Raw genomic sequence first — 12,633 nt, 5'->3', positions numbered from 1 at the left:
CGTCCATTCCACGAGAGAGGGGTTCCACGATGTCCGCGACGCGTTCCACTGACGCACCCGTACTGATCGTCGGCGGCAGTCTGGTCGGTCTGTCCACCGCCTTGTTCCTCGCCCACCACGGGGTGCGCTGCACCCTGGTGGAACGCCATCCGGGCACGTCCGTCCACCCGAGGGCCGTCGGCTACTACCCCCGCACCGCCGAACTGCTGCGCCAGGCGGGCGTCGAGGACGCCGCCCTCAAGGAGGCCGCGGGCTTCGAGACGCACCGCACGCGGGCCGGGGTCACCTCGCTCGCGGGCGAGGTGCTGTTCAGCAAGGAGGAGCTGGCGGGCGACGACGAACTGGGCGACCTCACCCCCTCCCGGTTGCTGCTGCTGCCGCAGGACCGGCTGGAGCCGCTGCTGCGCGAGCGGGCCGAACAGCTGGGCGCCGATCTGCGCTTCGGCACCGAACTGCTGTCCTTCGCGGAGGACCCGGAGGGGGTCACCGCGGTCCTCGGTGACGACGAGGGCACCAGCACCTTCCGCTGCGGCCACCTGGTGGCCTGCGACGGGCCGCGCAGCACCGTCCGGGAGGCGCTCAAGGTGCCCCGCCACGGGCGCGGAGTGCTGTCGCACCACGTGAGCATCGCCTTCGCCGCGGATCTGCGCCCGGTGCTCGGGGCCCGCCGCTACAGCGTGGTGCATGTGCAGAACCCCGAGGTCACCGGCATTCTCGTGCACGACGACACCCTGACCGGCGGCACCCTCATCGTCGGATACCGCCCCGAGGACGGCGAGAGCCTCGACGACTTCACCGACGCCCGTTGCACCGAGCTGGTGACCGCGGCCGTCGGCTCCCCCGAGGCGGGCGTGACGATCCGCTCCCGCTTCCCCTGGGACATGGCGGAACAGGTCGCCGAGGGATTCGTCCACGGGCGGGTGCTGCTGGCCGGCGACGCGGCCCATGTGATCCCGCCGACCGGCGGCTACGGCGCGAACACCGGTATCGCCGACGCCCACAACCTCGCCTGGAAGCTGGCGCTGGTGGCCGACGGCGTCGCGGGGGAGGAGCTGCTCGACACCTACGACGCCGAGCGCCGTCCGGTCGCGGCGTTCACGGCCGAGCAGGGCTCTCTCCAGCTCGCGGTGCGCTCCGGCGACGCCACCGCCGAGCAGCGGGCCGCGGTGGCGGACGCGCTGACCGTGACCATGGGCCAGGCCTACCGGTCGGCCGCGGTGGTCCCGGAGCCGGGCGAGGAGGCGCTGCCGGCCCCGGCGGATCCGCGCTCGCTGCGCGGCGGACCGGGCACCCGAGCACCGTACGCGGTGCTGTCGCGGGACGGCGGCCCGCTCTCCACCCTCGACCTGTTCGGCGGCGGCTTCGTCCTGCTGGCCGGGGAGCGGGGCGGGGAGTGGATGTCGGCCACCGCCGGCGCCGCCGCCGAGCTGGGCGTGAAGATCACCGCGCGCCGGGTGGTGCCGGGCACGGGCGGCGGGGCGGGCACCCTGGCCGACCCGGAAGGCCGCTGGGCCGAGCTCTACGGCGGTCTGGCCCCCGAGGGGGCGGTGCTGGTGCGGCCCGACGGAGTGGTCGCCTGGCGCTCGCGCGGGGCGGAGCCGGCCGGTCGGGAGCGGGCCGCCCTGACAGCGGTGATGCGGGCGCTGCTCGCCCGGGGATGAGACGACGGGCCGGGGCCCGCGGCGGACCTGCCGCGGGCCCCGGCCCGCCGGGCGAGGCGCCGCCGGTCAGGCCGGGTCGGCGGCCTCGTGCTGCAACTCGCCGATGGAGTCGACGTACTTGATGAGCAGCCGGGCGAACTCCAGCCGGTCCTCCTCGGGCCAGCCCTGGGTGATGCGTTCGAACGCCGAGCGCTGGTGGCTGCGGAAGCGGACCAGCATCTCCTCGCCCTCCGGGGTGAGCTGGAGGATCGTCCGGCGTCCGTCGCGCTGCGAGGCGGCGCGCACGAGGTAGCCGGCGCCGATGCAGTCGGAGACCATGCGGCTCGCCACGGACGGGTCCACGGCCAGCCGCTCGCCGACCACGCCGACGGTGATCTCCTGCCCCTCGTGCTCGGGCCCGTCCTTCACGAGGTTGAGCACCAGAGTGCGGGTCATGTCCTTGCGGGACACCTGTTTCTCGACGCTCAGCGCCTGCGTGCGCCGCAGTCGCGAGAAGGCGGGGCCGACGGCATCGAGCAGTTCGGCTGCTCGCGGCTGGCTCTGGGTCGAAGTCTCCATGAGCCCATCTTAAGCGAGTTGATTCCGGCAAACGAGCATCTGTATGCTGTCAATCCACTGCATGTGGTCAAGCACATATCTGTCAGTGAACACATAATTGTCCTTCGCTCGACGGAAGGACGAAGACGCGGAGGAAACTCGCCATGACACCCCAGCAGACCACCGGGCCGACCGGACCCGACGACATCGACGTGCTCGTCGTCGGCGGTGGCCCCGTCGGCATGCTGCTCGCCGCGGAGCTGCGCATCTCCCGCGTCCGCGCGGTGGTGCTCGAGCGCCTGTCCGAACCCACCCCGCACTCCAAGGCGTTCGGGCTGCACGCCCGCTCCCTGGAGTCCCTCGACCGGCGCGGCCTGGTCGACCGCTTCCGCGACGGCGCCCGCTCCTGGAACAACGGCCACTTCGCGGGGCTCGACGAGTGGGTCGACTTCTCCGCCCTGGACAGCAGCCACGCCTACGCCCTGCTCTCCGAGCAGACCCGCACCGAACGCCTGCTGGAGGAGCGTGCCGTCGAGGTGGGCACCGAGATCCGGCGGGGCCACGAGGTCACCGCGATCCGCCAGCAGGCCGACGGCGTCGAGGCCGACGTCACCGGCCCGGACGGGCCCTACACCCTGCGCGCCCGCTACGTAGTGGGCTGCGACGGTGGACGCAGCCTGGTCCGCCGGCAGGCCGGCATCGACTTCCCCGGCACCGGCGGCCGGGTCACCGCCCGCCTCGCCGACGTGATACTCGCCGACCGGGAGAACGCGCCGATGGGCATGGAGCGCACCGAGCGCGGCCTGCTCTTCTGCGTGCCGCTGGACGACACCTACCACCGCGTGTCCACCTTCGACTTCGCCGCCGAACGCGAGCCGGGCGCCGAACTCACCATGGACGAGTTCCTCACCAGCCTGCGCGAGATCTGGGGCAGCGACCTCGGCGCCCACGACCCGCGCTGGCTGTCCGTCTTCACCGACTCCGCCTGCCAGGCCGACCGCTACCGCGAGGGCCGTGTCCTCATCGCGGGCGACGCCGCCCACACCCACTTCCCGGTAGGCGGCCAGGGCGTCAACCTCGGTCTCCAGGACGCCTTCAACCTCGGCTGGAAACTCGCCGCCGCCGTCCACGGCTGGGCGCCCGACGGGCTGCTCGACACCTACGACAAGGAACGCCAGGCCCCGGCCCGCAAGGTCCTGGCCAACACCCGCGCCCAGATCGCGCTGATGAACCCGGACCCGTACGTCACCCCGCTGCGCGACCTGTTCACCGACCTGATGCGCAGGGACCAGGTGAACCTGTACCTCGCCGAGATGCTGAGCGGCGTCACTGTCCGCTACGACCTCGACGGCCCCGCGCACCGGATGCTGGGCGACTTCGCCCGCGACTTCGAACTCACCACGGACGAGGGCGAGAAGACCCTTGCCCGCTACCTGAAGCGTGGCACCGGCGTGCTGCTGGACCTGGCCGGCCGCCCGGAGATCGCCCAGGCCTACGAGAAGTGGGGAGCGGACGTCTCCTGGGCCGGACGGGTGCGCCACGTGCGCGCGCAGTGCGCCGCCGAGTCCGAACTGGCCGGCGTGCTGGTCCGCCCCGACGGCTACGTCGCCTGGGCCGTGGACCGGGACGCGTCCGAAGCGGAGGTCCGCGACTCGCTGGCCACCGCGCTCGCCACGTGGTTCGGCACCGTCTGACCGGCCGCCCGACGATCGGCTCCGCCCGACCGCCACCGCTTCGAGGAGACCTGTGAGTGCACCACCCTGGTCCAGGGAACTACTGGCCAAGAGCGACCTGATCACTCCGATGGCCATCCGGGTGGCCGCCACCCTGCGGCTGTCCGACCACATGGCGGCCGGCACGGTCACCGCCGAGGCGCTGGCGGAGGCGACGGACGCGGACCCCTCGGCGCTGCGCCGCCTCCTCGACCACCTGGTGACGGCGGGCCTCTACCGGCCGCTGCCCGGGGGCGGCTACGAACCGACCCCGCTCGGCGCCATGCTGCGCGGCGACGTCGAGGGCTCGGGCCGCGACTGGCTCGGCCTGGACGGGCCGACCGGCCGGGGCGAACTCGCCTTCCTGCGCCTGCTCGACGCCGTCCGCGCCGGCCGCCCCGTCTATGCCTCCCTGCACGGCCGGGACTTCTGGGAGGACGTCGAGGCCGAGCCGGCGCTCGCAGAGGCCTTCGCCGCGAGGATGGCGGCCAGCATGCGCTGGGTGCTCCCCGCGCTGCTGGCACAGGGGGAGTGGCAGGGCGTACGGCATGTCGTCGACGTCGGCGGCGGCAGCGGAGCGCTGCTCGCGGCTGTCGTCGCCGCCGTACCAGGCGCCCGGGGCACCCTCGTCGACCTCGAACGGCCCGCCGCCGCGGCCGGACCCGAGTTCGCCGCGGCGGGCCTGGAGGACCGCTGCCAGGCGGTCGTGGGCAGCTTCTTCGACCCGCTGCCGGCCGGCGCCGACGTGTACCTGCTGGCCAACGTCCTGCTGAACTGGCCGGACGAGCAGGCGACCGCCATCCTGCGCCGCTGCGCCGAGGCCGTCGCCGAGGGCGGGCGGGTCATGGTCGTGGAAGGACTGCTCGACGTACAGACCGACCAGACCGACCTGGACCTGCGGATGCTCGTCTACCTCGGCGGACAGATGCGCACCAGCGCCGGCCTGTCCGCACTCGCGGCCGGGGCGGGCCTCTCACTGCGCCGGGTGGTCGGCCTGGGCCCGGTGCGCTCACTGGCCGAGTTCACCCCGTCCTGACCACGGTCGGTCCGGTACCGGTCCGACTCGGGCCGGTGGAGCCGGTCCTGTGCGGCCGGCGCCTGTCCGACCGGGTCCGGTTCGGGTCCGATCGGTCCGGCACGAACCGTGGCGCCTCGGCCTGGTTCGGGGCGCGCCGTGCCGGTCCGGTTCGGCCCGGCCCGGCGTCCGAAGCGGGCCGGTCGGTCCGGGGCGGGGTCCGGGTCCGGGCGGCCGCGGTTCCACCAGCCCGATCAGTCCGATCGCACACATCGGCAAGCCCCCACATCGGCAAGCCCCCACATCAGCAAGCCCCCCACAAGCAAGAGGAGCAAGTTCATGCGTATTGTCCGTCACCACGAGTTCGGCGCCCCGTCGGTGCTGAGGGTCGAAGAGGCGGAGAAACCGTCGCCGGGTCCCGGGGAGGTCCTGATCCGGGCCGAGGCGATCGGCGTCAACTTCGCCGAGTGCCAGCGCCGTCAGGGCATCCCCGTCGGCGGACCCGCCACCCTCCCCGGCTCCCCGGGCGGCGACGTGGCCGGCACGGTCGAGGCGGTCGGCGAGGGCGTGACCGGGGTCCGCGCCGGCGACCGGGTGGTCACCGGCGTCGGCTCCGACGGCTACGCCGAGTACGTGGTCACCCGCGCCGACTGGCTGTTCGTCATCCCCGAGGGGATCGACGCCGGACAGGCCACCTCGCTGCCGATCCCCGCGCAGACCGCCTACCACGTGATCGTCACGGCGGGCCGGCTCCAGCCGGGGGAGTCGGTCCTCGTCACGGCCGCGGCGGGCGGCATCGGCCATCTGCTGGTGCAGATGGCCAGGGCGCTGGGTGCGGGCAAGGTGCTGGCGGCCGTCGGCAGTCAGGCCAAGCTGGACTTCGTCGCCTCCCTCGGCGCCGACTTCACCGTCGACTACAGCCAGGACGGCTGGGAGGAGAAGGTGCGGGCCGCCACCGGCGGACAGGGCGTCGACCTCGTCCTGGAGACGGTCGGCGGCGACATCCTCACCAAGAGCGTCAACCTCACCGCGGCCTTCGGCCGGACCGTGGTCTACGGCACGGCCGGCGGCGACGTCCCGGCGATCGAGGTCGGCGACATCTTCGACAACCGGGCCGTCATGGGCTTCAGCATGTGGGGCGTGATGCGCCACCGGCCCGACGACATGGCCCGGGGCGCACGGGAACTGCTGGACATGGTGGCCTCCGGCGCGGTTCGCCCCGTCGTGCACGCCGAGCTGCCGCTGGAAGAGGCGGCCGCCGCCCATGGGCTGATGGAAGCGCGCGCCCAACTCGGCCGGGTGGTCCTCGTCCCCTGAGGACACCCCTCGCAGGACAGCCTTCGGAGTGCACCCCTCGGATGCCGGTCTTCCGAGGGGTGCACTCCGTCGGTCGCCCCCGGGGAGCGCCCCCCAAGGGCGCTCCCCGGGGGCGACCTTTGGGGCTGTCTTTCACCGATGACCCATCGGGCCGCGTCCCTGTGGAAATCGGAAGTCGCCATGGGCCGAATAATGTGTGGACCAACATGTAAATGTGTGACAGCATGTAAGTAGTAACCCGGGCTCCTGGGCGGAGCCGCAGTTCCTCGCGGCTCGAAAACCCCTCCACGTTGGGAGAAAACCATGCGAATCATCCGCCACTACGAGCACGGCGGCCCCTCGGTGCTGCGTGTCGAAGAGGCGGAGACGCCGCAGCCCGGACCGGGCGAAGTGCTGATCCGCTCCGAGGCCATCGGCGTCACCTTCGCCGAGGTGCAACGCCGCCAGGGCATCCCGATCGGCGGACACGCCGGTCTGCCCGGCGCTCCCGGCGGCGACGTCGCCGGCACGGTCGAGGCCCTCGGTGAGGGCGTCACCGACCTCAGCGTCGGCGACCGAATCGTCGTCGACGTGGACCACAGTGCCTACGCCGATCACGTCGTCGCCGACGCTGCCTGGGCCATCCGCATCCCCGACTCCATGGACGCCGCCGAGGCGACCCTGCTGCCCAGCCCGGCCCAGACCGCGTACCACGCGCTGAAGGAGTCCGGCCAGCTCAAGCCCGGCGAGACCGTGCTGATCGACGCCGCATCCGGCGGCGTCGGACACCTCGCCGTGCAGATCGCCAAGGCGATGGGCGCGGGCAAGGTCATCGCGACCGCCAGCACCCAGGCCAAGCTGGACTTCGTCCGGGGGCTGGGCGCCGACGTCACCGTCAACTACACCGACGACGACTGGGACGAGCAGGTCAAGGCCGCCACCGACGGCCGCGGTGCGGACGTCGTCCTGGAGACGGTCGGCGGTGACATCCTCATCAAGAGCGTCGCCCTGACCGCGCAGTTCGGCCGTCTGGTCTTCTACGGTTCGGCCAGCGGCGACATCCAGTCGGTCAACCCGCTCATGCTCAGCCGCATGAAGACCGTGGCCGGCTTCGCGCTCTACGCCATGCTCTACAACAGGCCCGAGGCCATCGCCGCGGGCCAGCGGGACCTGCTCGACATGATCAGCACCGGCAAGGTGCGGCCTGTCGTGCACGAGCGGCTCCCCCTCGTGGACGCCGTCAAGGCACACGAACTCATGGAGGCACGGGCCCAGCTCGGCAAGGTCGTCCTGGTTCCCTGACCGGCCGTTTCATCGGCCATCCTCCCTCGGACGTGGCCGGCCGCATCATCCCCCGTTGCGGCCGGCCACCCACCCTCCACCCGCACCACGACGTGAAGATCCCCTTTAAGGACAGCGCATGACGCCGGCCCTCCTCTCGGAGTCGGTGGGACGGGGACGGAACACCACACGTAGGGGCGCGCGCCCCACGCGGGACACCTGATCCCTCACCCGAAAGGCCACTGCCATGTCATCGCCGCCGACCGAGTCGCACAACCCGGGCGCGGGTGCCGCTCCCGACACCCGCATCAAGATCGTGATCGCGGCCTGCATGCTGACGATCTTCCTCGCGATGCTCGACGCACAGATCATCGCCACCGCCCTGCCGCGCATCGTCGGCGACCTGGGCGACCTCGACCTGTTCGCCTGGGTCACCACGGCGTACATCATCGCCAGCAGCGTCACCACACCGATCTACGGAAAGCTCGGCGACCTCTACGGCCGCAAGAAGGTCTTCGTGGTCGCCATCGTGCTGTTCCTGGCGGGCTCCGCGGTCTCCGGCGCCGCGCAGTCCATGGAACAGCTCATCGTCTTCCGCGTCGTCCAGGGCATCGGAGCGGGTGGTCTGTTCGTCTCCGTGCTCGCCATCATCGGCGAGCTGTTCAGCCCGCGTGAGGGCGCCAAGTACTTCAACCTCTTCGGCATCGTCTTCGCCGCGGCCGCCCTCGCAGGACCGGCGGTCGGAGGACTCCTCACCGACCTGCTCAGCTGGCACTGGGTGTTCCTGATCAACCTGCCCCTCGGGCTGATCGTCCTGGTCCTGATCACCAGCTTCCTGCACCTGCCGCCCAAGGCACGGCGCGCTCAGATCGACTATCCCGGATTCATCACCCTGAGCCTCGCCATCGTCGCGCTGACGCTGCTCGCCAGCTGGGGCGGGGCGAAGTACGACTGGACCTCGCCGCAGATCCTCGGCCTCGGCGTCGCGGCCGTCGTCATGGGCGCGCTGTTCCTGGCCGTCGAGCGCCGGGCCGCCGAACCGGTCATCCCCCTGCACCTGTTCCGCGACTCCACCTTCAGCGTCAGCGCGGCCGTCAGCTTCATGGCCGGCGTCGTCTTCCTCGGCGCGGTCAACTTCCTCGCGCTGTACGTGCAGGTCGTCACCGGCGCCAGCCCCACCATGTCCGGCGTGGTGCTGCTGCCGATGATGTTCGGACTCGTCGCCTCCTCCGTGGTCAGCGGCCGCATCATCACCCAGACCGGCCGCTACAAGTGGTACCCGGTGATGAGCATGACCGTCGGCATCGTCGGCGCACTGCTGTTCTCCACGATGGACGTCGACACCCCGCGGGCCGTCGTCATCGCGTACATGCTGCTGTTCGGCATCGCCGCGGGCCTCAACATGCAGGTCCTGACGATGGCCGCGCAGAACACCGCTCCACGCGACGACATCGGCGCCGTGCACGCCACCGTCTCCTTCTCCCGTCAGCTCGGCAGCACCATCGGCATCTCGGTGTTCGCCTCCCTCTTCTACGACCGTCTCACCCGCGAACTCGCCGACCGCGTCCCCGCCGGCGCCCTCAACGGCATCGACCAGGACGCGCTCTCCTCGCAGGAAGTCCTCGACCGGCTCTCCGCGCCCGTGCGTGACGCGGTCGAGCAGGCCTACGTCGCCGCCCTCAACCCCGTCTTCCTCGCCGCGGTGCCGGTGCTGATCGTCGGCCTCGCCGTCGCCCTGCGGATGAAGAACCTGCCGCTGCGGTCGTGGGACCACGGGGGACACGGCGACCACGGTGACTCGGGCGGCGACGAGCAGGCCCGCGAGCACCAGCCCGCCGACCACTGACCCGCCGCCCGACCTGTCGGGCCGTCCCGACCGGCCGCTCTCCCGTGCGTACCACGCAACCACGGGAGGGCGGCCTCCACCTGTTCCGCCCCGCGGGCCGCCGCCCGCCCCCGCACCGCCGTCCGCCGCGGCCGACCCGCCTCCCCGGGAAACCGCCTCCGACGTCGCCCGCCCGCACGATGGCTGCTCGTCAACCGGTGGAGTCGAAGCGGCAGTTGGGCCCCGACACACCTGACGCACCCGACGCACCTGAGGCGACTGACGCAACCGACGCCACGGACGCCCCTCGGCGTGCGCCGATCCGGAGGCGGGCCGTGAGCTCCTCCGTCCTGCTTGCCTCGCCGGTCACCTGTCACCGGTCACCGGTCGCCCGTCGCGGTCCAGGGGCGAGGCGCACCTGAGCTCGCCGGACACCTGGCCCGCGCGGAGCGCTTCAGCACTCTTCGAGCCCCGCTGGACCTGCCGAGGACATCGTCGGCAGCACCGCACCCATGCAGACGCCAAGGGCGACCAGGAGGCTTGTGTGACGACGACCGAGGACCCGACCACGACGGCAGCGGCGGTCGACCCGGGCCCGCTCATCAAACTGACCATCGCCGACTGCGCCGCGAAGGTACTGCACAGCGCCGTGTCGCTCGGCGTGTTCGCCGCGCTCGCCGACGGCCCCCGCGACGCGGACCACGTGGTTCGGCGCACCGGCATGCACTCCCGCATGGCGCCCGACTTCCTCGACGCCCTGGCGGGGCTCGGCCTGCTGGAGCGCAGCGACGGCCGGTACCGCAACTCCCTGCTGGCGCAGGCGTACCTCGTGCCGGACTCCACCTCCTACCTCGGCGGGTTCGTCGAACTCACCAACGAGACCCTGTACGGGACCTGGGGCCGTCTCACCGAGGCGCTGCGCACCGGCGAACCCCAGCATCTCGACCCCGACAAGGGCGGCTTCGTCGGGAACCGGCACCAGGACCCCGCGAAGATGAAGCGGTTCCTGGCCGGGCTCGACGCGTACAGCGACCGGATGGGCGCCGAGTTGGCCCGCCGGGTCGACTGGAGCCGGCACACCTCGTTCACCGACCTCGGCGGAGCCCGCGGCAACCTCGCCGCCGTCCTCGCCCAGGCCCACCCCCACCTGCGGGCGACCTGCTTCGACCTGGAGCGCACCCGGCCCCTCTTCACCGAGCACATCGCCGGCCTGGCGCTCGGCGACCGGGTGTCCTTCGTCGGCGGGGACTTCTTCGCCGACCCGCTGCCCGGGGCGGACGTGTTCGTGCTCGGTCACATCCTGCACGGGTTCGACACCGAGCGGCGGCGCACCCTCCTCGGCCGGGTCTTCGACGCGCTCAACCCGGGCGGCACGATCGTGGTCTACGACCGCATGATCGACGACGACCGCAGCGATCCCGAGCGGCTCCTGAGCAGTCTGCACATGCGGCTGGTCAGCCCCGACGGTTCCGAGTACCGGATCGCGGACTGCCAGGAGTGGCTGCGCGACGCCGGGTTCGCCGACGGCGCCGCCGAGCCGCTGCTCGGTACCCACACCCTCGTGACGGCCCACAAGGAGGCAGCAGCATGAAGCAGGAGCAGACGTCCGTCCTCATCGTCGGCGGCGGGCTGACGGGACTCTCGGCCGCGGTCTTCCTGGCCCGGCACGGGGTGCGCGCCACGCTGGTGGAGCGGCACGCCGACACCTCCTCCCACCCCAAGGCCCGCGCGATCAACCCGCGCACCATGGAGCTGTACCGCGCCGTCGGCATGGAGGAGCGGGTCCGGGCCGGACGGTCGCCCATCTCCGGCAACACCGACCTGGTGCACGTGGAGACACTGGCGGGCCAGGAACGCGTACGGATGCCGAACGCCTCGCCCGACGACATCGGACGCATCAGCCCCACCCAGTGGACTCTCATCGACCAGAACCAGCTGGAGCCGATCCTGCGGGAACGGGCTGTGGAGGCCGGTGCCGACGTCCGCTTCCACACGCGGGTCGAGACGGTCCGGGAGGACGAAGAAGGTGTCCTGGTGCGGGTCAGGGACCTCGCCTCGGACACCGAGACGGAGATCCGCGCCGCCTACGTGATCGCGGCGGACGGCAGCCGCAGCCCACTGCGCGGGATGCTCGGCATCGGCGGCCACGGTCGCGGCACCATCACCAACCTGATCAGCTTCTTCTTCGAGGCCGACCTCGACGAGGCGCTGCGCGGGCGGCGGATCATCGCCGCCTACGTCAACAACCCCGAGGTGCGCGGCACGATCATCCCCATCGACAACGACCGTCGCTGGGTCATCAACGTGTCCTTCTTCCCCGAGCAGGGGCAGAGCGCCGAGGACTTCACCGAGGAGCGCTGCGTCGCCCTGGTCCGCGCGGCGGTGGGCGTCCCGGACCTCCAGTTGAAGATCGAGTCGGTGGACATGCCGGCGTGGGACATCTCCGCCCGGGTGGCGGACGCCTTCGCGACCCGCCGGGTCTTCGTCGCCGGGGACGCCGCGCACGTCATGCCGCCGACCGGCGCGTTCGGCGCCAGCACCGGCATCCAGGACGCGTACAACCTGGCGTGGAAGCTGGCCCTGGTGCTGTCCGGAGCGGCCGGCCCCGGACTGCTGGCGAGCTACGACGCGGAGCGGCGTCCGGTGGCGGAGGAGACCGTCCGGCAGGCGATGCTGCGGTTCGCGGTCCGTGACGGCAAGCAGTACAAGGACGTCGCGGCGGACCTGCTCAGCGAGGCCGCCATGACCTTCGGCTACCGCTACCCGTCCGGCGCGTTCACGGCCGAGGACGGCGACCCGGGCGCGCTGGTCGAGGACCCGGAGCAGCCGAGCGCCCGCCCCGGCGCCCGCGCCCCGCACCTGGTCCTGGACGGCCCCCAGGGCCCGCAGTCGGTCATCGACCTCTACGGCGACGGGTTCACGCTCCTCGTCGACGGGACGGCGGACGCCTGGCCGGCTGCGGTCGAGGGCGAGGCCGAGGCGCTCGGCGTCAGCCTCAGGACGGTCCGTGTGGGACCCGACGGGCATCTGCGCGACCCGGACGGCGCGTTCCCCCGGCGCTACGGCCTCCACCCCGGCGGCGCCGTGCTCGTCCGCCCCGACGGATTCGTCGCCTGGCGCACCACCGGCACGGCCCCGGGCCCCCACGACCGCGCCGCCGCCCAGGCCCTGCGGGCGCTCCTGGACCGCCTGTAACAGCCGGCGGCGTCCCCCCGGGGGAAGCGCCCCTGCCGTCCCAGCACCCCGGCGCGCCGCGTCCGCCCGCGCCTCGGACCGGACGGGCACCGCCCCCGCTCTGGTCGAGCG

The 12,633-nt window shown here is 72.4% G+C and carries 9 protein-coding genes; 8 read left to right on the top strand and 1 reads right to left on the bottom strand.

Annotated elements, in window-relative coordinates; genetic code table 11:
* The first annotated feature begins 29 nt into the window (after positions 1 to 29).
* The gene (locus OHS71_RS08150) at positions 30 to 1,661 is read left to right on the top strand and encodes an FAD-dependent oxidoreductase (protein WP_328478305.1); all 1,632 of its coding nucleotides are present in this window, start codon (positions 30 to 32) and stop codon (positions 1,659 to 1,661) included.
* A 66-nt stretch (positions 1,662 to 1,727) separates the two neighbouring features.
* Here the strand turns inward: OHS71_RS08150 and OHS71_RS08145 are convergent, their stop codons facing one another.
* Entirely contained in the window at positions 1,728 to 2,219 is a 492-nt protein-coding gene (locus tag OHS71_RS08145; RefSeq protein WP_328478303.1) for a MarR family winged helix-turn-helix transcriptional regulator, read from the bottom strand.
* A 143-nt stretch (positions 2,220 to 2,362) separates the two neighbouring features.
* Here OHS71_RS08145 and OHS71_RS08140 point away from each other — a divergent pair, with 143 nt between their 5' ends.
* The 7 genes from OHS71_RS08140 (at position 2,363) to OHS71_RS08110 (ending at position 12,522) form a co-directional block, all read left to right on the top strand.
* Complete coding sequence (locus tag OHS71_RS08140; RefSeq protein ID WP_328478301.1) at positions 2,363 to 3,892, top strand: FAD-dependent monooxygenase; 1,530 nt, start codon at positions 2,363 to 2,365, stop codon at positions 3,890 to 3,892.
* Between the two features lie 52 nt (positions 3,893 to 3,944).
* The gene (locus tag OHS71_RS08135; RefSeq protein ID WP_328478299.1) at positions 3,945 to 4,946 is read left to right on the top strand and encodes a methyltransferase; all 1,002 of its coding nucleotides are present in this window, start codon (positions 3,945 to 3,947) and stop codon (positions 4,944 to 4,946) included.
* Between the two features lie 318 nt (positions 4,947 to 5,264).
* Positions 5,265 to 6,242: a quinone oxidoreductase family protein gene (locus tag OHS71_RS08130; RefSeq protein WP_328478297.1), complete on the top strand. Its 978-nt coding sequence runs from the start codon at positions 5,265 to 5,267 to the stop codon at positions 6,240 to 6,242.
* 303 nt (positions 6,243 to 6,545) lie between these two features.
* A complete protein-coding gene (locus OHS71_RS08125; protein ID WP_328478295.1) occupies positions 6,546 to 7,523 on the top strand; it encodes a quinone oxidoreductase family protein in 978 nt (325 codons plus the stop codon).
* 226 nt (positions 7,524 to 7,749) lie between these two features.
* Positions 7,750 to 9,348 (top strand): MDR family MFS transporter, encoded by a 1,599-nt coding sequence (locus OHS71_RS08120; protein ID WP_328478293.1) that lies wholly within the window; start codon positions 7,750 to 7,752, stop codon positions 9,346 to 9,348.
* Positions 9,349 to 9,871: 523 nt separating this feature from the next.
* Complete coding sequence (locus tag OHS71_RS08115) at positions 9,872 to 10,918, top strand: methyltransferase (protein ID WP_328478291.1); 1,047 nt, start codon at positions 9,872 to 9,874, stop codon at positions 10,916 to 10,918.
* On the top strand, positions 10,915 to 12,522 hold the full coding sequence (locus OHS71_RS08110; RefSeq protein ID WP_328478289.1) for an FAD-dependent oxidoreductase: 1,608 nt from the start codon (positions 10,915 to 10,917) through the stop codon (positions 12,520 to 12,522). The genes OHS71_RS08115 and OHS71_RS08110 overlap by 4 nt, the downstream gene beginning before the upstream one ends.
* The last annotated feature ends 111 nt before the right edge of the window (positions 12,523 to 12,633 follow it).

The sequence above is a fragment of the Streptomyces sp. NBC_00377 genome (assembly GCF_036075115.1).
Lineage (GTDB): Bacteria > Actinomycetota > Actinomycetes > Streptomycetales > Streptomycetaceae > Streptomyces.
The sequence above is the reverse complement of the archived record's forward strand: the minus strand, read 5'-3'. Positions and strand labels throughout refer to the sequence as shown.

Bases quoted from the DNA above. Each gene is read 5' to 3' on its own strand.
- OHS71_RS08110 (WP_328478289.1), top strand. From the start codon at position 10,915: ATGAAGCAGGAGCAGACGTCCGTCCTCATCGTCGGCGGCGGGCTGACG.
- OHS71_RS08130 (WP_328478297.1), top strand. From the start codon at position 5,265: ATGCGTATTGTCCGTCACCACGAGTTCGGCGCCCCGTCGGTGCTGAGG.
- OHS71_RS08150 (WP_328478305.1), top strand. From the start codon at position 30: ATGTCCGCGACGCGTTCCACTGACGCACCCGTACTGATCGTCGGCGGC.
- OHS71_RS08140 (WP_328478301.1), top strand. From the start codon at position 2,363: ATGACACCCCAGCAGACCACCGGGCCGACCGGACCCGACGACATCGAC.
- OHS71_RS08120 (WP_328478293.1), top strand. From the start codon at position 7,750: ATGTCATCGCCGCCGACCGAGTCGCACAACCCGGGCGCGGGTGCCGCT.
- OHS71_RS08125 (WP_328478295.1), top strand. From the start codon at position 6,546: ATGCGAATCATCCGCCACTACGAGCACGGCGGCCCCTCGGTGCTGCGT.
- OHS71_RS08145 (WP_328478303.1), bottom strand. From the start codon at position 2,219: ATGGAGACTTCGACCCAGAGCCAGCCGCGAGCAGCCGAACTGCTCGAT.